General features: G+C 67.4%; 23 protein-coding genes. 13 read left to right on the top strand and 10 right to left on the bottom strand.

All coding sequences use genetic code 11. The features are described from left to right. Window positions 1-25: 25 nt before the first annotated feature. From ACFWUU_RS34550 to ACFWUU_RS34540, 3 genes are all read right to left on the bottom strand, one after another. Window positions 26-865, bottom strand: coding sequence for a glutamate ABC transporter substrate-binding protein (locus ACFWUU_RS34550; RefSeq protein WP_137259180.1), 840 nt, complete (start codon window positions 863-865; stop codon window positions 26-28). Window positions 866-917: 52 nt separating this feature from the next. After that, window positions 918-1,679 carry an amino acid ABC transporter ATP-binding protein gene (locus ACFWUU_RS34545; RefSeq protein WP_137259179.1) on the bottom strand — a complete coding sequence of 254 codons (762 nt, stop codon included), beginning with the start codon at window positions 1,677-1,679 and terminating at the stop codon, window positions 918-920. A 142-nt stretch (window positions 1,680-1,821) separates the two neighbouring features. Then, entirely contained in the window at window positions 1,822-3,513 is a 1,692-nt protein-coding gene (locus tag ACFWUU_RS34540; protein ID WP_380182106.1) for a sigma-54-dependent Fis family transcriptional regulator, read from the bottom strand. 142 nt (window positions 3,514-3,655) lie between these two features. Between ACFWUU_RS34540 and ACFWUU_RS34535 the strand changes: the two genes are divergently transcribed. From ACFWUU_RS34535 to ACFWUU_RS34490, 10 genes are read left to right on the top strand one after another with little or no spacing between them, the layout of a single operon-like run. Then, a complete protein-coding gene (locus ACFWUU_RS34535) occupies window positions 3,656-5,296 on the top strand; it encodes a methane monooxygenase (RefSeq protein ID WP_137259177.1) in 1,641 nt (546 codons plus the stop codon). Window positions 5,297-5,306: 10 nt separating this feature from the next. Further along, complete coding sequence (locus ACFWUU_RS34530) at window positions 5,307-6,344, top strand: FAD-binding oxidoreductase (protein WP_380182104.1); 1,038 nt, start codon at window positions 5,307-5,309, stop codon at window positions 6,342-6,344. Between the two features lies 1 nt (window position 6,345). Next, window positions 6,346-7,452: an aromatic/alkene monooxygenase hydroxylase subunit beta gene (locus tag ACFWUU_RS34525; protein ID WP_380182102.1), complete on the top strand. Its 1,107-nt coding sequence runs from the start codon at window positions 6,346-6,348 to the stop codon at window positions 7,450-7,452. Beyond that, window positions 7,449-7,790: a propane 2-monooxygenase effector subunit MimD gene (gene mimD / locus ACFWUU_RS34520; protein WP_137259174.1), complete on the top strand. Its 342-nt coding sequence runs from the start codon at window positions 7,449-7,451 to the stop codon at window positions 7,788-7,790. Before ACFWUU_RS34525 ends, mimD begins: the two co-directional genes overlap by 4 nt. Before the next feature lie 6 nt (window positions 7,791-7,796). Beyond that, complete coding sequence (locus ACFWUU_RS34515; RefSeq protein ID WP_137259173.1) at window positions 7,797-8,816, top strand: amidohydrolase family protein; 1,020 nt, start codon at window positions 7,797-7,799, stop codon at window positions 8,814-8,816. Continuing rightward, a complete protein-coding gene (locus ACFWUU_RS34510) occupies window positions 8,813-9,547 on the top strand; it encodes an iron-sulfur cluster assembly protein (protein ID WP_380182100.1) in 735 nt (244 codons plus the stop codon). The genes ACFWUU_RS34515 and ACFWUU_RS34510 overlap by 4 nt, the downstream gene beginning before the upstream one ends. Further along, window positions 9,544-10,569 carry an NAD(P)-dependent alcohol dehydrogenase gene (locus ACFWUU_RS34505; protein ID WP_380182098.1) on the top strand — a complete coding sequence of 342 codons (1,026 nt, stop codon included), beginning with the start codon at window positions 9,544-9,546 and terminating at the stop codon, window positions 10,567-10,569. The genes ACFWUU_RS34510 and ACFWUU_RS34505 overlap by 4 nt, the downstream gene beginning before the upstream one ends. 21 nt (window positions 10,570-10,590) lie before the next feature. Continuing rightward, a complete protein-coding gene (gene groL, locus ACFWUU_RS34500; protein ID WP_380182096.1) occupies window positions 10,591-12,234 on the top strand; it encodes a chaperonin GroEL in 1,644 nt (547 codons plus the stop codon). A gap of 10 nt (window positions 12,235-12,244) precedes the next feature. Beyond that, a complete protein-coding gene (locus ACFWUU_RS34495; RefSeq protein WP_380182094.1) occupies window positions 12,245-12,439 on the top strand; it encodes an iron dependent repressor, metal binding and dimerization domain protein in 195 nt (64 codons plus the stop codon). Then, entirely contained in the window at window positions 12,436-12,813 is a 378-nt protein-coding gene (locus ACFWUU_RS34490; protein ID WP_380182092.1) for an ArsR/SmtB family transcription factor, read from the top strand. The genes ACFWUU_RS34495 and ACFWUU_RS34490 overlap by 4 nt, the downstream gene beginning before the upstream one ends. A 63-nt stretch (window positions 12,814-12,876) precedes the next feature. Here ACFWUU_RS34490 and ACFWUU_RS34485 read toward each other — a convergent pair whose 3' ends face one another. Beyond that, a complete protein-coding gene (locus ACFWUU_RS34485) occupies window positions 12,877-14,403 on the bottom strand; it encodes an amidohydrolase family protein (RefSeq protein WP_380182090.1) in 1,527 nt (508 codons plus the stop codon). 101 nt (window positions 14,404-14,504) lie between these two features. Here ACFWUU_RS34485 and miaB point away from each other — a divergent pair, with 101 nt between their 5' ends. Both miaB and ACFWUU_RS34475 read left to right on the top strand, forming a co-directional pair. Continuing rightward, window positions 14,505-15,977, top strand: coding sequence for a tRNA (N6-isopentenyl adenosine(37)-C2)-methylthiotransferase MiaB (miaB, locus tag ACFWUU_RS34480; protein ID WP_380182088.1), 1,473 nt, complete (start codon window positions 14,505-14,507; stop codon window positions 15,975-15,977). Beyond that, complete coding sequence (locus tag ACFWUU_RS34475; RefSeq protein WP_380182086.1) at window positions 15,974-16,669, top strand: phosphotransferase; 696 nt, start codon at window positions 15,974-15,976, stop codon at window positions 16,667-16,669. Before miaB ends, ACFWUU_RS34475 begins: the two co-directional genes overlap by 4 nt. Before the next feature lie 3 nt (window positions 16,670-16,672). On the opposite strand, the gene ACFWUU_RS34470 is transcribed toward ACFWUU_RS34475, so the two are convergent. The 4 genes from ACFWUU_RS34470 to ACFWUU_RS34455 all read right to left on the bottom strand — a co-directional run bounded on the left by ACFWUU_RS34470 (window position 16,673) and on the right by ACFWUU_RS34455 (window position 21,161). Beyond that, window positions 16,673-18,496: a LamG-like jellyroll fold domain-containing protein gene (locus ACFWUU_RS34470; protein ID WP_380182084.1), complete on the bottom strand. Its 1,824-nt coding sequence runs from the start codon at window positions 18,494-18,496 to the stop codon at window positions 16,673-16,675. A 70-nt stretch (window positions 18,497-18,566) separates the two neighbouring features. Continuing rightward, window positions 18,567-19,022, bottom strand: coding sequence for an NUDIX domain-containing protein (locus ACFWUU_RS34465; RefSeq protein ID WP_137259163.1), 456 nt, complete (start codon window positions 19,020-19,022; stop codon window positions 18,567-18,569). A 9-nt stretch (window positions 19,023-19,031) separates the two neighbouring features. Further along, a complete protein-coding gene (locus tag ACFWUU_RS34460) occupies window positions 19,032-19,625 on the bottom strand; it encodes a GNAT family N-acetyltransferase (protein WP_380182082.1) in 594 nt (197 codons plus the stop codon). A 42-nt stretch (window positions 19,626-19,667) separates the two neighbouring features. Further along, the gene (locus ACFWUU_RS34455) at window positions 19,668-21,161 is read right to left on the bottom strand and encodes an FAD-dependent monooxygenase (protein WP_380182080.1); all 1,494 of its coding nucleotides are present in this window, start codon (window positions 21,159-21,161) and stop codon (window positions 19,668-19,670) included. Window positions 21,162-21,218: 57 nt separating this feature from the next. On the opposite strand from ACFWUU_RS34455, the gene ACFWUU_RS34450 reads away from it, so the two are divergent. Next, complete coding sequence (locus tag ACFWUU_RS34450; protein WP_380182078.1) at window positions 21,219-21,821, top strand: TetR/AcrR family transcriptional regulator; 603 nt, start codon at window positions 21,219-21,221, stop codon at window positions 21,819-21,821. A 68-nt stretch (window positions 21,822-21,889) separates the two neighbouring features. On the opposite strand, the gene ACFWUU_RS34445 is transcribed toward ACFWUU_RS34450, so the two are convergent. Together ACFWUU_RS34445 and ACFWUU_RS34440 are read right to left on the bottom strand one after the other, a co-directional pair. Further along, entirely contained in the window at window positions 21,890-22,135 is a 246-nt protein-coding gene (locus tag ACFWUU_RS34445) for an antitoxin (RefSeq protein WP_137259159.1), read from the bottom strand. A 131-nt stretch (window positions 22,136-22,266) separates the two neighbouring features. Further along, the gene (locus ACFWUU_RS34440) at window positions 22,267-22,491 is read right to left on the bottom strand and encodes a hypothetical protein (protein WP_137259158.1); all 225 of its coding nucleotides are present in this window, start codon (window positions 22,489-22,491) and stop codon (window positions 22,267-22,269) included. Window positions 22,492-22,563: the final 72 nt, after the last annotated feature.

The raw sequence follows: 22,563 nt of genomic DNA, 5'->3' as shown, positions 1-22,563 counted from the left end.
GGCTCCTCCCCGGCAGCGCGTCGGATCAGGCGCAGGCGTCGAAGGTCTTCGGCGGGTTCGTCGCCGGGTCGAGCTTCAGCCCGGACGCCCCGAGGTTCTTGTCGAAGGCCTTCTGCCACTCGCCGGAGTCGACCATCTTCTTCAGCGCGTCGTTGACCTTGGTGCAGGTCTCGGTGTCGCCCTTCTTCAGGCCGACGCCGTAGCGCTCGGTCGAGAAGGTCTTGCCGACCACCTTGAACTTGCCCTTGTTGGCTTCCTGCGACGCGTAGCCGGCCAGGATCGTGTTGTCCGTGGTGAGCGCGTCGATCGAGCCGGTGCCCAGTGCCTCGACGCACTTGGAGTACGTGTCGTAGTTCTGCAGCTGGACGGTGTCGGCGAACTTGTCCTTGACCTTCTGCGCCGACGTGGAGCCGGTCACCGAACACAGCTTCTTGCCGTTCAGCGAGTCCGGTCCGGTGATGTCGGTGTTGTCGGCCTTGACCAGCAGGTCCTGCCCGGCGGTCAGGTACGGACCGGCGAAGGCCACCTTCTCCTTGCGGGCGTCGGTGATCGAGTAGCTCGCGAAGATCATCTTGACCTGGCCGTTGGCCAGCAGGGTCTCGCGCTGGGCGGACGGGGCTTCCTTGAAGGTGATGTCGCCGTAGCCGAGTTCCTTGGCGACGTACTTGGCCACGTCGACGTCCATACCGGTGTAGTTCGCGCCCTCCTTGAGCCCGATACCCGGCTGGTCGTACTTGATGCCGATGGTCACCTTCTCGCCGCTGCCGCCGGAAGCTGAGCCTGAGCCTGAGTCGTCGCCGCAGGCGGTCAGTCCGGTCGCGGCCAGGCCCACGATGCCGAGGGCAGCGATCAGTCGCTGTCGCATTGTCATTTCCTCCGTTGGTTCGGTACTACGCTGGGGACGCCCCGCAGACGGTTCAGTGCGTCAGGATCTTCGAGAGGAAGTCCTGCGCCCGCTTCGTCTGCGGATCGGTGAAGAACTTCTCCGGCTCGGCCTCTTCGACGATCTGCCCGTCGGCCATGAAGACGACGCGGTTCGCCGCGCGCCGGGCGAAGCCCATCTCGTGGGTGACGACGATCATCGTCATGCTCTGGCCGGCGAGGTCGACCATGACGTCGAGGACCTCTTTGATCATCTCCGGGTCCAGCGCCGACGTGGGCTCGTCGAACAGCATCACCTTGGGATCCATCGCGAGCGCGCGGGCGATCGCGACGCGCTGCTGCTGACCGCCGGACAGTTGGGCCGGGTACTTCTCCGCCTGGGCGGCGACGCCGACCCGGTCCAGCAGGGCGCGGGCATCCTCCTCGGCCTCGCCCCTGGACTTGCCGCGGACCTTGGTCGGGCCGAGGGTGACGTTCTGCAGGATCGTCTTGTGCGCGAACAGGTTGAACGACTGGAACACCATGCCGACGTCGGCGCGCAGCCGGGCCAGGGCCTTGCCCTCGCTGGGCAGCGGTTGCCCGTCCAGCAGGATCTCGCCCGCATCGATCGGTTCCAGCCGGTTGATCGCGCGGCAGAGCGTTGATTTTCCGGACCCGGACGGGCCGATCACGACGACGACCTCGCCCTTGGCGATGGACAGGTTGATGTCCTTCAGAACGTGCAGTTCGCCGAAGTGTTTGTTGACACCGGACAGAGACACCAGCCCGGTTTTCGTCAGAGTGCCGGAATCGCTCATGGCCAGAACCTACTGGAGCCAGGGGTGCGGTCGCAGGCCCGGGTGGTACCCCCTTGGTAACGATCTGCAATAAACCGGCGCTGACCGTAGCCGTGCGATCACGCAAAGCGGGCGATTGTTCGTTTGTGAGCGACCCGCCCGCTCAGGTGACGATTCCGTACTCGCGGATCTTCCGGTAGATCGTCGCGCGTGACATTCCCAACGCGGCGGCGGCGGCCTTCTTGTCCCCGTCGTACGTCGACAGCGCGTCGACGATCGCGTCCCGCTCGAGCGCCTCGATCGGGGTCAGCTGCCGCCGTGTCGTGGCCCGGCACTCGGGCGGCAGGTCAGCGAGCTCGACCACCCCGGACCGTCGCCGCCTCGCTACCGCGGTGAGGACAGCGCGCAGGTGTGTGATGTTTCCTGCCCACGGCAACCGCATCAGCTGGTTCATCGTGGCGGTGGAGAAGGTGAGGCCGCTGATGCCGGCCTTCGCCAGCAGCGACCGGACCAGCGCCGGAACGTCCTCGACGTGATGCCGCAGCGGCGGCACCTCGATGGTGCGCGGGAAGAACGCCAGCAGCTCGTCGGCGATCTCGGACCGGTCGGCCGGCAACGTGAGCGCGACCCACGCGTCCCCGGCGATCGCGCCGTCGCGGACGTTCTGCAGCAACTCGGTGAGACCGTCGAGGACCTCGCCGGTCAGCAGGTGCGCCCGCCGGATGATCAGGTCGGCGCCGGAATCCAGCTCGGCGCGCGCCTCGGTCAGCAGGTCCTCGCCCATCGCCTCGGGATCGAGTACGACGAGCCGACGCTCGGGCGCGACATGTCGCCGTACCGCACGCAGCATGGACAGCTTGCCCGTGCCCGCTTCGCCGTCGGCGATCAGCCACTCGGATCGGCCGCACGCCTCCAGCAGCTCCTGGGTGACGTGCTGCCAGACCGCGCTCGTCCCGGTCGTGCCTGGAATCAAAGGTGCACGAGCGACCTGGGGACTGCGGACCGGCGCGCGTTGTTCCTTGATCTGGATGACGCCGCCGGCCAAGGTGTCGCCGACGAACGTAGGCCGATACGCCAACCGTGCAGTCGTCCCGCTGGGTAGATCGGTAATGAATACAAGCGGTTTGGTCCCGCCGCGCGCGTCACGGGTGCGGTCGATCAGTGCCGCCTGGTCGATGGCGTCGAAGCGTGCCTGCGCGTAGGCGTTCATCATGAACACCTCGTCGCCGAGCGCGAGTACCGGACCGCCACTGTGCCGGCAGGCCGCGTAATAGTCGCTCAGCAGTGCGTGGTCCAGTGCGTTCGCTTCCTCGACGACGCGCTCATGGATCCGCCGTGCGGCGAGTTTCGCGAACGACAACAGGATCGTGTTCGAGTTCTTCGCCTGCGTCGTGATGTCGAGGACGCCGAGCAGCCCGCCCGTGACGGGATGGGTGATGGTCGCGCCGGCGCACGAGAACATCCGCAGCTTCCCGTTGTAATGCTCGGCTCCGTCGATCTGGATCGGCCCGCCCACTTCGAGGGCCGTACCGATCCCGTTGGTGCCGACCGCGGACTCGGCGTACTGGAATCCGGGGGCGAGGTCGACGGAGTCCAGTCGGCGGAGCAGCGACGGATCGCCGCCGCGACGGTCGAGGACGACGCCCTTGGCATCGGTCAGGATGATGCAGACCGGCTCGTTGTGGAGCTCGGACGACAGGGCGTCGATGACCGGGCGGGCCGCCCGCATCAGGGTGGTCTCGCGGTCGATCCGGTCGAAGTACCTCGGGGCGGGGCGGTCGACGTCGACCTGCGACGCCTGTGAGCGCTCCCATGACACCCGGATCGGATCTCGGACCGGCTGTGCAGCGCCCATAGCGGTCTCCTTCACGTCCGTCACCAGCGGAACTTCGACCTACGGTAGCTCGCCCCGCTGTGACCGCCATCTCACATTGAGACACAGACACGTCCACCAGGCGGCTTTCATCTCCTATCAACCCCGATGATGGAGGCCCACATTGAGCAGGCAGAGTCTCACCAAGGCCCACGCCAAGATCACCGAGCTGTCCTGGGAACCGACGTTCGCGACCCCGGCGACCCGGTTCGGCACCGACTACACCTTCGAGAAGGCGCCGAAGAAGGATCCGCTGAAGCAGATCATGCGGTCCTACTTCCCGATGGAGGAGGAGAAGGACAACCGCGTGTACGGCGCCATGGACGGCGCGATCCGCGGCAACATGTTCCGCCAGGTGCAGCAGCGCTGGCTGGAGTGGCAGAAGCTGTTCCTCAGCATCATCCCGTTCCCGGAGATCTCGGCGGCCCGGGCGATGCCGATGGCGATCGACGCCGTACCGAACCCGGAGATCCACAACGGGCTCGCGGTACAGATGATCGACGAGGTCAGGCACTCGACGATCCAGATGAACCTCAAGCGCCTGTACATGAACAACTACATCGACCCGGCCGGTTTCGACATGACCGAGAAGGCGTTCGCGAACAACTACGCGGGCACCATCGGCCGGCAGTTCGGCGAGGGGTTCATCACCGGTGACGCGATCACCGCCGCGAACATCTACCTCACCGTCGTCGCGGAGACCGCGTTCACCAACACGCTGTTCGTGGCGATGCCGGACGAGGCCGCGGCCAACGGCGACTACCTGTTGCCGACCGTGTTCCACTCGGTCCAGTCCGACGAGTCCCGGCACATCAGCAACGGGTACTCGATCCTGCTGATGGCACTGGCCGACGAGCGCAACCGGCCGCTGCTGGAGCGCGACCTGCGGTACGCGTGGTGGAACAACCACTGTGTCGTGGACGCGGCCATCGGCACGTTCATCGAGTACGGCACGAAGGACCGGCGCAAGGACCGGGAGAGCTATGCGGAGATGTGGCGGCGGTGGATCTACGACGACTACTACCGCAGCTACCTGTTGCCGCTGGAGAAGTACGGCCTCACGATTCCGCACGACCTGGTCGAGGAAGCGTGGAACCGGATCACCAACAAGGGCTACGTGCACGAGGTCGCGCGGTTCTTCGCCACCGGCTGGCCGGTGAACTACTGGCGGATCGACGCGATGACCGACAAGGACTTCGAGTGGTTCGAGGAGAAGTACCCAGGCTGGTACTCGAAGTACGGCAAGTGGTGGGAGAACTACAACCGGCTCGCGTACCCCGGTAAGAACAAGCCGATCGCGTTCGAGGACGTCGGCTACCAGTACCCGCACCGCTGCTGGACCTGCATGGTGCCGTGCCTGATCCGCGAGGACATGGTCACCGAGAAGGTCGACGACCAGTGGCGCACGTACTGCTCGGAGACCTGCTACTGGACCGACGCGGTCGCGTTCCGCGGCGAGTACGACGGCCGGCCGACCCCGAACATGGGCCGTCTGACCGGGTTCCGCGAGTGGGAGACCCTGCACCACAACAAGGATCTGGCCGACATCGTCCAGGACCTCGGGTACGTCCGTGACGACGGCAAGACCCTGATCGGGCAGCCGCACCTGGACCTGGACGACCCGAAGAAGATGTGGACCCTGGACGACGTCCGCGGCAACACGTTCATGAGCCCGAACGTGCTGCTCAACGAGATGTCCGACGCCGAACGCGAGGCCCACGTCGCGGCGTACCGCGCCAACGGCACCGCCAGTTCGGTCGCCTGAGGAGGTCCCGGTGGCCGACAAGCACCGTATCCAGTTCGAACCGGTGGGCATCGAGATGGAGGTCGGCGAGGAGGAGAAGATCCTCGACGCCGCGTTCCGGCAGGGGATCCATCTGATGCACGGCTGCCGGGAAGGGCAGTGCTCGGCGTGCAAGTCGTACCTGCTCGAGGGCGACATCCAGATGGAGCGCTACTCGACGTTCGCCTGCAACGACGCGGAAGTTGCCGAGGGCTACGTGCTGCTCTGCAAGGCGCACGCGTTCAGCGACTGCACGATCGAGCTGCTCAACTACGACGAGGAGGAACTGCTCGGCGGTATCCCGATCCAGACCGTCGACGCCGAGGTGCGGGCGATCGAGCCGGTCACCCGGGACATCGTGTCGCTCCGGCTCAGGACCGCGACGCCGTTCGAGTTCAGGCCGGGGCAGTACGTCGACATCACGATCCCCGGCACCGACGACCACCGCTCGTTCTCGATGGCAACGACGCAGTCGACGCCGGACGAGATCGAGTTCCTGATCAAGAAGTACCCGGGCGGCCGGTTCTCCGCCCTCCTCGAGGGCGAGCTCGCGGTCGGCGACCAGTTGTCGCTGACCGGGCCGTACGGCTCGTCGACGCTGAAGGACGGCCATGTGCTGCCGGTCGTCTGCGTCGCGGGCGGCGCCGGGATGGCGCCGATCCTGTCGATCCTGCGGCACCTGAAGGAGACCGGCAGCACGCGTCCGGTCCGCTTCTACTACGGCGCGCGTACGGCGGCCGACCTCTTCTACCTGGATGCGATCGCGGAGCTCGGTGCGGACCTCACCGGTTTCGAGTTCATCGCTTGCCTGTCCGAATCGGCTCAGGACTCGGACGGGCTCCAGGTGGAAGAAGGCAACGTCACCGAGATCGTCGAACGGCGCGAGGCGGAGCTGCACCGCAGCGAGGTCTACCTGTGCGGCCCGCCGCCGATGGTCGACGCCGCCTTGACGTTGCTGGAGGCAAGCAACGTGCCGAAGGACCAGGTCTTCTACGACAAGTTCACCAGCCCAGCTACCGATGGAGCCTGAGATGACCCAGACCACAGAGGCGAAACAGCGCAGTTTCCCGAGCATAGAGTTCACCGACTCCGAGGCCGGCGCGCTGGAGTTCCCGAGCTCGCAGAGCCGGTCGTACAACTACTACAAGCCGGCCAAGCTGCGGGCGACGATGTACGAGGACGTGACGGTCGACGTACAGCCGGATCCCGACCGGCACCTGAGCCAGGGCTGGATCTACGGCTTCGGCAACGGTCCCGGCGGCTACCCGAAGGAGTGGACCGCGGCGAGGTCGTCGAACTGGCACGCGTTCCTCGACCCGAACGAGGAGTGGAACCAGACGATCTACCGGAACAACTCCGCGGTCGTCCGCCAGGTCGACCTCGGCCTGCAGAACGCCAAGCGGGCCAGGGCGTACGACGCCTGGAACCCGGCCTGGCTGAAGTTCGTCGAACGCAACCTCGGCGCCTGGATGCACGCCGAGAACGGGCTCGCGCTGCACGTCTTCACCAGCATCCAGCGGTCCGGCCCTACCAACATGATCAACACCGCGGTCGCCGTGAACGCCGCGCACAAGATGCGGTTCGCTCAGGACCTGGCACTGTTCAACCTGGATCTGTCGGAGGCCGATGTGCCGTTCGACGGCTCTGCTCACAAGGAGGTCTGGCAGAGCGCGCCGGAGTGGCAGCCGACGCGTGAGGTGGTCGAGCGGCTGACGGCGGTGGGGGACTGGTGCGAGCTGCTGTTCGCCACCAACATCGTGTTCGAGCAGCTGGTCGGATCGCTGTTCCGGACCGAGCTGGTGATGCAGATCGCGGCCCGCAACGGCGACTACATCACACCGACGATCGTCGGCACCGGCGAGCACGACTACGACCGCGACCTGTCGTACAGCCGCAACCTGTTCCGGCTGCTGACGCGGGACTCGGAGTACGGCGAGAGCAACAAGGTGCTGTTCGGCGAGTGGCTCGCGACCTGGGTGCCGCGCTGCCTCGACGCCGCGCAGGCGCTGCAGCCGATCTGGTCGCAGCCGGCCGAGAAGTCGGTCACGTTCGCGGACAGCCTGGACGCGGCCAAGCAGAAGTTCCGTTCCCTGCTCGAGGACCTCGGGCTCGACATTCCGAAGGAGCTGGACCGATGAGCATGCAGTTCGGATCTGACGCCGAGTTCTCCAACAAGACCGGCGTGACCCTGATGAACACCCCGATCGGTCGCGTCGTCGCGCAGGTGATGGGCGCGAAGGACGGGGTCGAGCTGACGGAGTACCCGTCGATGATCCGCGTCGACGGGACCGGGCTGCTCGACTTCGACTACGCGGAGCTGTCCGACGCGCTCGGGATGGAGTTCGACGGATCGGTGTTCGAGGAGATCTCGTCGACGCACTACGGCCGGATGGTGCACCTGGACGACAAGACCATCCTGTTCGCCAGCCCTGAGGACGCCGCCGAGTACATCGGCTTCGACCTCACCACGAAGTGAGGTCGCATGTACGAGAAGAACGGTGAGCAGTACTACATCTGCGACGCGCACATCGCCCTGTGGGACGCGCGTCCGGAGAACCAGCGCAACATCCACGGCAAGCAGTTCATCGACTGCTTCTACGACTACCACAAGAACCTCAGCCCCGAAGAGGTCGTGTGGGACTACGACACCTACACGTACTACGGCGAGCAGCGGCTGCTGAAGGACCTGTTCGAGGACGGGTACGTCGACCACGCGATCTTCCAGCCCGCGATCCTCGGCGACTTCTACAAGCGCGGGTTCGGTCAGACCGAGGACGCCCTCGCGCTGACCCGGGCGCATCCGGACAAGCTGACCTACAACCACGCGTGGGATCCGCGCCACGAGGAGGCCGGGCTCGAGCAACTCCGTAAGGACGCCGACCGGATGGGGCTGAAGGGCGTCAAGCTCTACACCGCCGAGTGGAACGGCGACTCCCGCGGCTGGAAGCTCGACAGCAAGTGGTCGCGGCGCTATCTCGAGGAGTGCCTGAAGCTCGGCATCAAGAACATCCATGTCCACAAGGGCCCCACCATCCGGCCCCTGGACCGGGACGCCTTCGACGTCGCCGACATCGACCAGGTGGCGACCGACTACACCGAGCTGAACTTCATCGTCGAGCACGTCGGCCTGCCGCGACTCGAGGACTTCTGCTGGATCGCCACCCAGGAGCCCAACGTGTACGGCGGTCTCGCGGTCGCGATGCCGTTCATCCACAGCCGGCCGAAGTACTTCGCGCAGATCATCGGGGAGTTGCTGTACTGGATCGGCGAGGACCGGATCCTGTTCTCCTCGGACTACGCGCTCTGGACGCCGAAGTGGCTGGTGGAGAAGTTCGTCGACTTCGAGATCCCGTCCGACCTGCCGGAGTACGCGCCGCTGACGACCGCGCAGAAGAAGAAGATCCTCGGGCTGAACGCGGCGGCGTTGTACGACCTCGATGTACCGGAGGAGCTTCGGCTGCCGGCCGGGACCGGGTCTCGGGAAGAGGCTGTGGCGTCATGAGCGCGGTCGCCGCATCGCTGGAGTTGGAGGCCGAGGTCGTGGCGGCGCTGGCGACCGTCATCGACCCTGAGCTGGACCAGCCGATCACCGACCTCGGATTCGTCCGGTCGATCCGGATCGACGACGCCGGCGTGACCGTGCACCTGCGGCTGCCGACCTCGTTCTGTGCGCCCAACTTCGCCTACCTGATGGCATCCGACGCAGTTGACGCCCTGCGTCGGGTGCCGGGCGTGGGTGCGGTGAGCGTGCTGCTCGACGATCACCACGACTCGGACAAGATCAACGCCGGCCTGGCCGCGAACGCGGGGTACGTCGGCACGTTCGGCAACGAGGCCGATCAGGACCTCGACGAACTCCGCCGTACGTTCCAGCGCAAGGCGCACACGGCGGCGATGGAGCGGTGCGTGATGGCGCTGCTCCGGTCCACCGGCAAGACCATCGAGGAGATGCCGGGGCTCACGCTCTGGCACCTCCCCGGAGGTCCGCAGAAGGACGCCCTGCTTCGCCGGCGGACCGACATCGGGCTCGGGATCCGACCGGAGGACCTGGTGCTGGTCGACGACGACGGCGTACCCGTGCCGCCGGACGCGGCACCGATGCGACTGCGGTTCGCGAAGTCGGTCCGGATCTCGGTCGAGGGCAACGCGCATTTCTGCCGCGGTCTGCTCAAGACCCGGTACGACGACGAGCCGCTGACAACCCGGATCACCAACACGAGGAGGACCCGATGAAGGCCGTACAGGTCGTCGGCTATCACACCAAGCTTCAACTGGCTGACGTTCCCGAGCCGAAGATCACCGGGCCGCTCGACGTTGTCGTCCGGATCGGCGGCGCCGGCGTCTGCCGGACCGACCTGCACATCCTGGAAGGCCAGTGGGCCGAGAAGAGCGGCGTACTGCTGCCGTACACGATCGGCCACGAGAACGCCGGCTGGGTGCACGCGATCGGCGACGCGGTCACGAACGTTGCCGTCGGCGACAAGGTGATCCTGCACCCGTTGATCACCTGCGGACTCTGCCGGGCCTGCCGGTCCGGCGACGACGTGCACTGCGAGGCGTCGGCGTTCCCGGGGATCGACACCGACGGCGGGTACGCCGAGTCGCTGCGTACGACGGCACGCAGCGTTGTCAAGATCGACGACTCCCTGGAGCCGTCGGACGTCGCCGCCCTGGCCGACGCCGGGCTGACGGCGTACCACGCGGCGGCGAAGGCGGCGCGCACGCTCCGGCCGGGAGCTGTCTGCGTGATCATCGGCGCCGGCGGGCTCGGCCATATCGGCATCCAGGTGATGAAGGCGATCTCGGCCGCCACCCTGGTCGTCGTCGACCGCAACCAGGCCGCGGTCGACCTGGCCGTCGAGATCGGCGCCGATCATGGGATCGTTGCCGACGGCACTCACGTCGAACAGGTCCGGGCGCTGACCGGCCGGCACGGCGCGGAAGCCGTGATCGACTTCGTCGGTGAGGGCGGTGCCACCGCCGACGGGACCGAGATGCTCCGCCGGGCCGGCAACTACTTCGTGGTCGGGTACGGCGAGAACCTCGACGTACCGACCATCGACGTGATCTCCACCGAGATCAACTTCATCGGCAACCTGGTCGGGTCCTACAACGACCTGCAGGACCTGATGGAGCTCGCCGCGCAGGGCAAGGTCGCGCTGCACACCACGAAGTATCCGCTGGATGAGTTCCAGCAGGCCCTCGACGACCTCGACCGCGGTCTCGTCCGCGGCCGGGCGATCCTCATTCCCTAGCGATCCAGCAGGAGGCAGACCATGGCGAAGGAACTGCGGTTCAACACCGACGCCCGGCGGTTGCTCGAGTCCGGCGTGAACGCGCTGGCCGACGCGATCAAGGTGACGCTCGGACCCAAGGGCCGCAACGCGGTGCTGGAGAAGCTGACCGGCCCGCCGACGATCACCAACGACGGCGTCACGATCGCCCGCGAGATCCAGCTGCGCGAACCCTTCGCGAACATGGGCGCCCAGCTGGTCAAGGAAGTCGCGATGAAGACCAACGGCGTCGTCGGCGACGGCACGACCACGGCCACCGTGCTCGCCCAGGCGATGGTCCGCGAAGGCCTGCGCGAGGTCGACGCCGGTGCCAACCCGATGCGCGTACGGCGTGGCATCGAGCGGACCGTACCGGTGGTGGTCGACGCGCTGCGCAGCCGGGCCGTCGAGGTTCGTGGCCGCGAGCAACTGCAGCACATCGCGACGCTCGCGGCCAGTGACGACGAGATCATCGGCGAGGTGATCGCGAACGCGGTCGACTGGGTCGGCCGCAACGGCGTCGTCACCACCGAGGAGTCGGACACGCTCGGGATGTCGGTGGAGGTTGTCGACGGCATCGAGTTCGACCACGGGTACGTCTCGGCGTACATGGTCACCGACCGGGAGCGGATGGAGACCGTCTACGACCACCCGCTGATCCTGCTGACCAACAAGAAGATCACGCAGGTGCAGGAGATCATGCCGACCCTCGAGGTGGCGCAGCGTGCGGACCGCCCGCTCGTCGTGCTCGCCGAGGAGGTCGACGGGCCGGCTTTGCAACTGCTTGTCGGCGGCAACATGCACAACACGATGCGGTCGGTCGTCGTCCGGGCGCCCGGGTTCGGTCATCGGCGGATCGCCGAGCTGGAGGACCTCGCAACCGCGCTCGGCGGTTCGGTGATCGCCAAGGACACCGGGCTCGACCTGACCGATGTCACGCGCGAGCACCTCGGCTCGTGCGACCGGATCACGATCACCGAGGACACCACCACGATCGTCGGTGGGCACGGGGACGCGTCGCTGGTGGAGGCGCGGATCTCGCAGCTGGAGAAGCAGTTCGAGCGGGCCAAGATCGACGCCGACCAGGACAGCCTGCAGCTGCGGATGGCGCGGCTGGCCGGCAAGGTCGCGGTGATCCGGGTCGGCGGCGCGACGAGTGTCGAGCTGAAGGAACGGATGCTGCGCGTCGAGGACTCCCTGGCCGCGACGCGGGCCGCACTCGAGGAAGGCGTGGTCGCCGGCGGCGGGACCGTGCTGGCCCAAGCTGCCTTCTCAGACCTCGGCCTGACCGGCGACGAGGCGATCGGGCGTGAGGTGGTACGTCGCGCGCTGGCCGAGCCACTGCGCTGGATCGCGATCAACGCCGGGTACGACGGCGACGAGGTGGTCGCGCGGGTCGCGTCCTTGCCGGCCGGGCACGGGTTCAACGCACTCACCGGGCAGTACGGCGATCTCGTCGAGGACGCCGTGATCGATCCGCTCAAGGTCACCCGGGCGGCGTTGGAGAGCGCGGCCTCGATCGCGGCGCTGATCCTGACCACCGAGACCGCCGTGGTCGAGGAGATCATCGGCAACCCCGGCGCGATCATGGCGCCCGGCTTCGGTGACCTCGCCGAGGGCATGGTCCGTCCGTCCAACATCTATTGAGGAGCCGGCCATGAATCGACGGCACCAACTGCTGGAGACGTTCCTGCACCGGGTTCTCGGCGTACCCCTGGACGAGGTGCACGAGGAAGCGCTCCGGCTCGAACACGGGCTGAGTGATCGGCTCGAGGAGCTGATCGACGCGGCGCTCGGGTATCCGGCGCGGGATCCCTTCGGGGAGCCGATCCAGGCCAAGGTCCGCGTGTGATCGAGCCGACGCCGCCACAGCTCGCCACCGCGGCCAGGACTTTCGGCCTGTTGCTGGCGCCGGTCCGACTGCACCTGGTCGCGTTGGCGAGTTGCGGTGAGTACGACGTCGGCACGCTGGCCGCCCGGGTGGGTGTCAGCGTGCCGACGGCGAGCCAGCATCTGGCCAAGCTCCGGCTGGCCGGACTGATCAGCGCACGACGTGAGGGTCGCCGGCAGTTCTATACCGTCGACGACCCCCACGTCATCGCCCTCGTCGAGCAGATCTTCGAGCATGTCGCGCCAGACGGCACGCTCGCACCGGACCCGCCCCGACGAGCGCTCTCCGGTTGGATCGGCCGCCTGCGGGTGCCTTCCCCACGTGCGGCACCGTGACGGCGGCCAGTTGAGAGCGGCTCCCGGGCCGGATCAGGCCGGCCCGGCCCGGGAGTCTTGGGGCTAGTGAGTCGGCTTGCTCCCGCAGCAGCCGCCGGCGGCGATGGTTGCCGCGGTCGGCGGCTGCTTGACCGCGGCCTCGACGTCGGCGAGCATCCGCCGGCGGTGTGCGGGGGAGATGACCCGGCCGCGGGTGACCACGGTGTGGATCTTCCGGCTGTTGCGGATGTCGGTCAGCGGGTCGGCATCGAGGACGACCAGGTCGGCGATCTTCCGCGGTTCGACCGAGCCGAGGTCCGCCGACATCCCGAGGAACTTGGCCGGCTCGACGGTCGCGGCGTACAACGCCTGCCGCGGCGTCGCCCCGGCACCCACGAGGTGCTCCAGCTCGTCATGCAGCGCGAAGCCCGGCACGGAGTACGGCGTACCTGTGTCGGTGCCGGCCATGATCGGTACGTCGTGCGCGAACAGTTCCCGCGCGAACCGCTGCCGCCAGGCCCACATCTGCTTCTGGTGGGAGATCTCCTCGGCGGACCGGTTGGCGCCGTACAGGTTCTGGATGACGTAGTCGTAGGTGCCGATCGACTCCTCGCTCATGTACTTCGCGAGGTTCGGATCGAGCTGGGTGTAGTCGATCTGGTCGAGCACGTTGTGCATGGTCAGCGTCGGCGTGACCCGGGTCCGGTTGCGGCGGAGCGTGCCGAACACATCGGCGGCGCGGGCCGGGCTGTACGTGTTGGCGGCGATCCACTCGATCGGGTGCAGCTGCCGGAACCAGGAGTTGTAGTCGCCGGTGGAGACCTTGATCGCGAGCAGCATCCGCCGTACCTCGGCCTCCCGGGTCGAGACCGCCAGCCCGAGCGAATGGATGTGCTCGATGCTGCGCTGGCCCGCGTTGCTGACCTCCTTGGAGGTGACCTCGTCCGGGCCGTGGCCGTGGACGGTCAGCCCGACCTTGCCGGCCTCGTCGATGACCGCGAGCCACGCCTCGCGGCTGAGACGCGAGTAGACCTTGACGAAATCGGCGCCCTCGGCCTTCACCTGACGTACGGCGGCCCGCGCGGCCGCAGCGTCGCCGGCCACGATCACCTTGATCAGGTTCGGGTCCCACAGCGTCGGGTCGCCGTCGATGATGTTGCTGGCGACGACCATCCGCGGGCCGAGCAGCGTGCCGGCGGCGATGCGGTCGCGCCAGTCGTACAGCGTCGGGTTCGTGCCGGCCATCTCGCGGACCGTGGTCAGGCCGTTGGCGAGGTACAGCGGCGGCGAGACGTGCTCGTCGCCGAGGCTGTGGACGTGCATGTCGGCGAGGCCGGGGATGACGTACTTCCCGGTGAGGTCGAGCTCGACGGCGCCGCGGGGGACCGGGATCCGGCCGACGCCGATGATGCGTTCGCCGCTGATCAGGACGGTCTGGCGGCGGTCGCGGCGACCGGTGGCGACGTCGATGACGGTGACATTGGTGAGCGCGGTGATCTTCGACGGCTTGGCCAGGGCGGCGGACGCGGTGGTAGTGGTGAAGGTCCCACCAGCGAGGACAGCGGCTCCGGCGGCGGTGCGGGCGAGGAACTGACGGCGAGAACTGTTCATGCCCTTCACTATTGTCTGCGCGCTCCCGGTGGTCAGGGGTCGCAGGCAGCCGGTCCCAGGTAGGTTTTTGTCTACCCCGGCACGTACTCTTGGTGGCTGTTATGCGTACTTACGAGGTCCGCACCTACGGGTGTCAGATGAATGTCCACGACTCCGAGCGCCTGCGCGGGCTGCTGGAGGATGCGGGCTACGTCCGCGCGCCCGAGGGCGACGAGGCCGACGTGGTCGTCTTCAACACCTGCGCGGTCCGGGAGAACGCCGACAACAAGCTGTACGGGAATCTCGGCCACCTCGCGCCGGTGAAGGCCCGTAAGCCCGGCATGCAGATCGCCGTCGGCGGGTGCCTGGCGCAGAAGGACAAGGCGTCGATCGTTCGCAAGGCGCCGTGGGTCGACGTGGTGTTCGGCACCCACAACATCGGCTCGCTGCCGGTGCTGCTGGAGCGGGCGCGGGTCGCCGAGGAGTCGCAGGTCGAGATCCTCGAGTCGCTCGACGTGTTCCCGTCGACGCTGCCGACGCGACGTGAATCGGCGTATTCCGCCTGGGTGTCGGTCAGCGTCGGCTGCAACAACACCTGCACGTTCTGCATCGTCCCGTCGCTGCGCGGCCGCGAGAAGGACCGCCGCCCCGGTGACGTACTTGCCGAGGTCGAGGCGCTGGTCGCCGAAGGCGTGCTCGAGGTGACGCTGCTCGGTCAGAACGTGAACTCGTACGGCGTGGAGTTCGGCGACCGGTTTGCCTTCGGCAAGCTGTTGCGGGTGTGCGGCTCGGTGGAGGGCCTGGAGCGGGTCCGGTTCACCTCGCCGCACCCGCGGGACTTCACCGCGGACGTGATCGAGGCGATGGCCGAGACGCCGAACGTGATGCCCTCGCTGCACATGCCGCTGCAGTCGGGCTCGGACTCTGTGCTCAAGGCGATGCGGCGTTCCTATCGCCGGGACAGGTACTTGAAGATCATCGAGGACGTGCGCGCGGCGATGCCGGATGCGGCGATCACGACCGACATCATCGTCGGGTTCCCGGGGGAGACCGAAGAGGACTTCCAGGGCACGCTCGACGTGGTCCGGCAGGCGCGGTTCGCCGGTGCGTTCACCTTCCAGTACTCGAAGCGTCCCGGGACGCCGGCCGAGTCGATGGAGGACCAGGTCCCGCGCGACGTCGTACAGGATCGGTACGAGCGGCTGGTCGCGCTGCAGGACGAGATGGCGTGGGACGAGAACAAGAAGATCGTCGGCCGGACGGTCGAGGTGCTGGTCGCCGAGGGGGAGGGGCGCAAGGACGCCGCCACCCACCGGCTCAGCGGCCGCGCTCGCGACAACCGGCTCGTCCACTTCGCGCTGCCCGCCGAGGTTGAGGCACCGCGGCCAGGTGACGTGGTGACGGTCGAGGTCACGTACGCCGCGCCGCATCACCTCAACGCGGATGTGTTCGGAGCGGTACGTCGTACTCGCGCCGGCGACGCGTGGCAGCGTTCTGTGGAGGCGCCTGCCGATGCACCTGGGGTGATGCTCGGGATGCCGACGATCGGCGCCAAGCCCTTGGAGCCTGCGACGAACGGCTGCCAGGTCGGATGACGGAAACACCCGCCCCGAACTCCCTGTCCTCGCTCCTGCCACCTGACGCCCGGCCGTTCGCTTTCGGGCGCGACGCGGACGTCTACAACATCGACGAGGACTGGGTGCTGCGGCGCTATCGCGACGGGCACCCGGTGCGTGACGAGGCCGACTTCATGCGGCACGTCGCGAAGTACGGCTACCCGGTTCCCGCCGTCCGCGAGATCGAGGGCCCGGACATGATCGTCCAGCGCCTCGACGGCCCGACGCTCGGCGACGCGGCGATCGCCGGGGACCTCAACGCGACAGAGATCGGCCAGATCCACGCCGACCTGCACCGCCGCCTGCAAGCCATCCCGGTCGCCAGCGGTAGGCCGGGACTCGTCGTCGTCCACGGCGACCTGCACCCGCTCAACGTGATGGCCACCGCCGACGGCCCGGTCGTCATCGACTGGCGCAACGCACGCGAGGGCATGGCCGAGTTCGATGTGGCCCTGACCGCGATCATCTTCGCCCAGGTCGCCCTCGACCCGGCGTACGCCGACCTCGCCGAGCTGCTGCGCGATGCGCTCGGTGTCTACCTCGCCAACTCCATCGACCCGACGCCCGGCCTGCCGGCCGCCCTCGAGTACCGCGGCAACAACCCGACCCTGACACCCGCGGAACTAGCTCTCCTGCCTGCACAGGAAGAGCTGATCCGCGGGTACCTGTAGAGGTCAGGCGTTGAGGAACTGGGACGGCTTCAGCGCGCGGGTGACGATGCGGAGTTCGCCGATGTTGCCGGCGAAGCCTTGGTCGACCTCGTTTGCGTAGTGGCCGGCGGCGACCAGCCACGGCTTGCTAGCGGTTGCGAGGCCGTTGGACGGGGTCGCCGGATTGCGCAGCAGCTCGGACGAGTCGACGTACACGATGCTGTGCCGGCCGTCGTTCACGATCGCCAGGTGGAACCAGCGGCCGGCGACCTGCTCGTGGCCCCAGTTCGTGAACGTGTCGTTCTTGTCGAACGGGTAGACCGCCCACTGCACCTGCCGCCCGCCGGAGAACCCGAGCTTCGCCGCCGGCTCGTCCGGGTCGCTACCGGTCTTGCCCGCGTCGCGTCCGGTGCCGAGGCGGGTGAACAGCCCCTCCCACGAGTGGTCCTGCCCGTCGTCGGCCAGCTTCACGAACGCCTCGATCGTGTAGCCGCCCTTGAACGTCATCGCGTTAAGCGGCGCGTTGTCGACGGTCTGCAGGTACCCGCCGCGGGCCGGGTTCTTGCCGCCCGGGAACAGCCAGCTCGCGTGGCCGGGCTGGTCCGGGTGGAACTCGTTGCTCGCCGTCAGTGCGTCGCCCGACAGCTGCTTGCGGGTGAGGTGGTTGCCCTTGCCCGACTGATCGATCACCTGGTCCGTGACCGGTCCGTCGAAACGCCAGTACGCCGCCGTACCGGGGATCAACAGCTGCGACGCCGGTCGCGCCGGGCGGACCTGCACCGGTGCGAATCCGGCGAACCGCTCGCCGAAGTCGATCGGGATGCTGAAGCGGTTGACGTCGTCGGTCAGCTCGATCTCGAGCTCTTCGAGTTCGTTGCGCTTGGCCGGGTCCTGGCCCATGATCCATGGCGAGATCGTCTCGACGTCGATCGTGTTCCGGGCCAGGTCGAAGTGGTACAGCCGCACCATGCCGGAGCCGCCGTAGAACCGGTCCTGGTAGTTGGTGATGTGCAGGTGCACATCGTTGCCGGCGGCATTCTTCCGCGTGACCCGGCCGGGCGGCCAGTAGTGCCCGTTCATCGTGATGAAGATCTGGTCGTTGTGGTCGATCAGCTGGTCCCACACCCGGTTGCCCTGGTCGCTGAAGTAGGCGGTCGGGTCGCCCGCGTCGGCGTACACGATCTCGTGCGTGGTCAGGATGACCGGCAGCTTCGGGTGCTTGGCGATCACGTCGCGGGCCCAGGCGAAGCTCGCGTCCGACGGGCGCCAGTCCATTGCCAGCAGCAACCATTGCCGGCCGGCCGCGCGGAACACGTGGTACGAGTTGTAGCCGTTCGCCGTCGATCCGCCGTACGTCGGCATCCAGCGGAACCGCCGCGGGTTGAACGTGTCCAGGTACGGCGACGGGCCGCGCGTGTCGTCCTTCGACCCGTCGATGTCGTGGTTGCCGGCGAGCACGGAGTACGGGAAGCGGGCGCGGTCGAGGATCTTGAAGACCGGGTCGGCCTGCGCGAACTCCATCGCCAGCGCGTTCTCGGTGACGTCGCCGAGGTGCGCCATGAACACGATGTTCTCGTCGGCGCGATTGTCGATCAGCCAGTTGAACGTCGCCGTCAGCGGCGCGGGGTCACCCCGGTCCTGGTCGAACTGGTACTGCGTGTCCGGCACGACCGCGAGCGTGAACCGCGGGTGCTCGGTGTCGATCCGCTCACTGCTCTTGGCCTCGACCTGGCCGGTCGCCGCGGCGCTTCCGGTGCTGAGCGCACCCGAGGCAATCACCGCGCCCGCGCCGAGTGCCCCCGCCTGCAACAGCTTCCGCCGGCTGGTCCCGTCGTACCGCTCGTTCATCGCCCCACGCTCCCAAGCTCGCTGACACCGCAGCGAACACTAGAGCCCCGGGCGTCCAGGAACGGTGAACTCAGGCGAAACCCTGGGCGATCACCGCAGGAAGCCCACGTCCGTCGGCCACCGCCGCCAGCACCCGCGCCTCGTGGGGCACCAACGGCTCCGGCAACTTGTCCAGCGAGTACCACTCCAGCCCCGCAGCCTTCTCCGGCTCCATCAACCGCGGCTCACCCGACCACGTCGACGCCATGAAGAAGAAATCCACCCGCTCGTCGATCGGATCCCCGTTCCCACCCGTCCGATGCATCGCCGTCAACGGCACCAGCTCGGCCGCGTCAACGTCGATCCCGACCTCTTCCTTCAACTCCCGCACGGCAGCCGCGATCGCCGACTCACCCTGCTCGACATGCCCCGCCGGCACCGCCCAATACCCATCCATATATCCGGTATTGGCCCGCAGCAACAACAACACCTCATCCCCCCGCCGAACCACCACATACGCCGCCGGCACTACGCGAAACCGATTCATACACGCAGCCTAGACACCTACCGTCTTCGTCATCACGCAGTGGTTCTTGCCTTTGGGGCGGAGGTAGGTGAAGCCGGCTTGTTCGAAGAGGGAGCGGGTGCCGTTGTAGAGGAAGGAGGCGGTGATCTTCTTGCCGCCCGTGTCCTGGGGGTAGGTCTCGACGACCCCGCCGCCGGCCGCGGCGATCAGCTCGAGGGCGCCGCGGAGAGCCACCGCCGAGACCCCTTGCTGCCGGTAGTTGCGGTCGGTGAAGAAACAGGTGAGGCGGTAGTCCGGCGGGCGGTCCATGCCCTTCTCGTACTCCTTGCGGTGGTTGATGTTCGGCAGCTCGCCCGGCGGGCCGTACTCGAGCCACCCCACCGCGAGCTCACCGTCGAACACGAGCGCCGCGTGAGCCCGACCCTCCATGACCAGGCGATGCTTGAGGTCGCGGTTGCTCTCCGCCTCGAACGTCTTCTCCTCGTGCATCGTGTGGAAGAACGTGCACCAGCACCCACCCCACACCCCGTTGTGCCGCTCCGCGAGCGCCGCAAACGCATCCCACGTCTCCGGCTCGAGCGCCCGAACCGTCAACTGCTCAACATCCACCTTGGCCTTGACCATGAGCTGAGAGTACGACGCAATCCGGACGATCTGCGTCCGGAGTCAGATTCCGGTGCACGTGGACAACGCCGTCCGGAAATCCGCCGCCGGATCGGTCGAGCCGGTCCGGCTGCGCCACGCAACATGGCCGTCGGGTCGTACGAGAACCGCACCGTCGGACTCGACGCCGTACAGCTCAGGCCACTCGGGCTCGGACACAACGTGGCTATCAACCGGTACGCCGACGCACCGGCCCGCCGCGGCACGCCACGAGTCTCCCTGTGGAGCGGTCAGCAGAACGAAGTGCCGATCGAACAGGTCGATGGTGGAGGTCCCGTCGTTCAGCCACAGATGCGGCGCTCGGCAACCCGGCGCGGCGTTCTGCCGGTAGTCGGAGCCAGGTGGATCAGCCTCCGGGCTGCCGTCGTCGGCGATGATCGCCGAGCGGTACTGGTACCCCATGTCGAGCTGACCGAGACTGCGCCCGCTGAACGGAGATCCGGTCCCGCTGAACAGCCGCGACCAGGCGGCGCCGGTCTCATCGGCGTTCTGCCGGCCCACCGGCTCCCGCTCGTCGGCGTAACTGTCCAGCAGCTTCGTGCTGTCGTTGCTGTAGGCAATCTTCCAGGCGAGGTTGTGTACGTCGTGCATCGCCGCGCTCACACCGGTCGCGCCCGCCGGAGGGAAGCGGTGGGCAGCATCGCCAGTGAGGAACACCGGTCCCTGTGCGTACTGCGAGGCCGACTGCGCTGCGGCGGTCCACGGACTAGCGGCCAGGATCTCCACGTCCAGATCGGGAAGCCCGAGGACCTGACGTACTGCTGCGGCAGGATCGTCCTCGGTCGTCGTACCAGGTCGGCTGATCACCCAGCGGTCGTCGGTGTGGGTCCAGATCAGCGCCGCCCCGGTGTCGGTCAGGAAGTAGATTCCGCGCGGCCGGGCACCGGTCCAGCTGCTCAGGTCGGCCCGGAACGCGATCATCGTCTGCCGGCCCAGGTCGTCGGGGCCGTGCATCTCGATACCGAGCCGGCGACGTACGCCGCTGCGAGCGCCGTCGGCCGCGATCATCCATCGCGCGCGGACGTCCGTCGTACCGCCGCCGTTCTGGTCGACGACGGTCGCCAGCACGCCACCGTCGTCGATCCGGAACGATTCCAGCAGTACGCCGGTTCGCAGCTGCGCTGGTGAGTAGGCGCGCGCGTGGTCCCGCAGTACCGCCTCGAAGACGTCCTGCGAGACGGACAGGCCGTCGCACGGGCTGACCACGGTCTTGGCAGTGGATGTCACGTCTTCACGAAATGGTTCGGCGGTCAGGTCGGCCTGAAACTGCGCCCCAGGGGTGATCGGCAGCTCGACGGCGCGCAGGTCGGGCTCGACGCCGCAGACACGCAGGATCTCCATCGCCCGGGAGTGCACGCCGCGAGCCCGGGGCAGCGGGGACGGACCGACGCGCTTGTCGATGAGCAGAGACTCCACGCCGTGCCGGGACAGCAGCAAGGACGCGGTCAGGCCGGCCGGGCCGCCGCCGACGATCAGCACAGGCAGTTCGGGAGTCATCGCAATACTCTCTTCGTCATAGTGAGACTATGATGAAGAGAGTGGTACGCTCCCGACGTGGCTGTCAAGAGGGAAGGACCGACCCACCGGCAGCGGCAGGCTCTCGCCACGAAGTCCGCGATCGCCGCGGCGGCCCGTCGCCTGTTCGCGACCCAGGGGTACGTCGGTACCACGATCACCGCGATCGCCGAGGCGGCCGATATCCCGGCGCCGACGATCTACTCCGCGTTCGGCGGGAAGTCCGCGATCCTGCGCGCGATCGCCTGGGAAGTGACCGGGACGCTCGACGTCGACCGGACCCACGCCGAAGCCCTCGCCCAGCCCGACCCCCACGACGGCCTGCGAATGGCCGCGAACCTCCAGCGCCGGCAGTACGAGGTGATGTACGACGTCATCGACATCTATCAGGAAGCGGCCCGGACCGACCCCGACATCGCCGCAGACATGCAAACCATCCTGGCCAACCGGGAACGAGCGTTCCGCCGCCACCTCGAAGCCATCACCCCGCACCTCACTGTGGAAGTCGACGAAGGCGTGGCCATCTACCAAACCCTCGTCCTACCCGAGGTCTACCGCACCCTGGTCCTCGAACACGCCTGGCCCCTGAACCAGTACGAAACCTGGCTGGCCAACACCCTCATCACCCAGCTCACCAGATAGCCGGAACACCGGGGTTGTCGACATGGCGAAGGGCCGCAACCTGGATGGTTGCGGCCCTTCGGGGGAGATCAGGCGGACTGGTTCGGCTTGTCCGGGATGTCGTCGTTCTGGCCGTCCAGGTTGTCCAACCCTTCCTTGGCCTTCTCGACGCCGGTGTCGATCTTGTCGCCGTACTTGCCGCCCGTCTTCTCGTCGACGAAGTCACCGGCCTTGTCCAGACCTTCACCGACCTTGTCGCCGTGCTCGTTGACCAGGTCAGTGGCCTTGTCCTTCAGGTCCTCGGCCTTGCCCTTGAACTTGTCGAAGATGCCCATCTCGGGGGCTCCCATTCCTGCGTAGTTGAGTGCTTACAGACAGCTAGCGGTGATCTTCGCACCTGCAACGCCGGAACTGTGGGATCTCCGCGAGCGCCATGCTGAAACGACGCCGGACAAACTGAGCAGTGTCAGACGCCGTCGCCCGACGGTTCCGACTCTACGTCGCCGCCGCTGTCTTCACCCTCGTCACCGGTGGATTCGACATCGCCACCGCTGAACTCGACGTCACCGCCGCTCTTCTTCGCCTCGACATCGCCGCCGCTGCGCTTCGCGGCCGCCAGGTCGTCGACCTCTTCCCCCAGGCCGAGCGCGTCCTTGGCCGCGTCCGACTCTTCTTCGAACCCGTTCGTCACGTGGTTTCCTCCCGTAGAAATGTTTCCAGCTCCAGGCGTTCTTACCGAACACGGAGGGTCATCCACAAGGCC

This window comes from Kribbella sp. NPDC058693, assembly GCF_042715335.1.
Lineage (GTDB): Bacteria > Actinomycetota > Actinomycetes > Propionibacteriales > Kribbellaceae > Kribbella > Kribbella jiaozuonensis.
The sequence above is the reverse complement of the archived record's forward strand: the minus strand, read 5'-3'. Positions and strand labels throughout refer to the sequence as shown.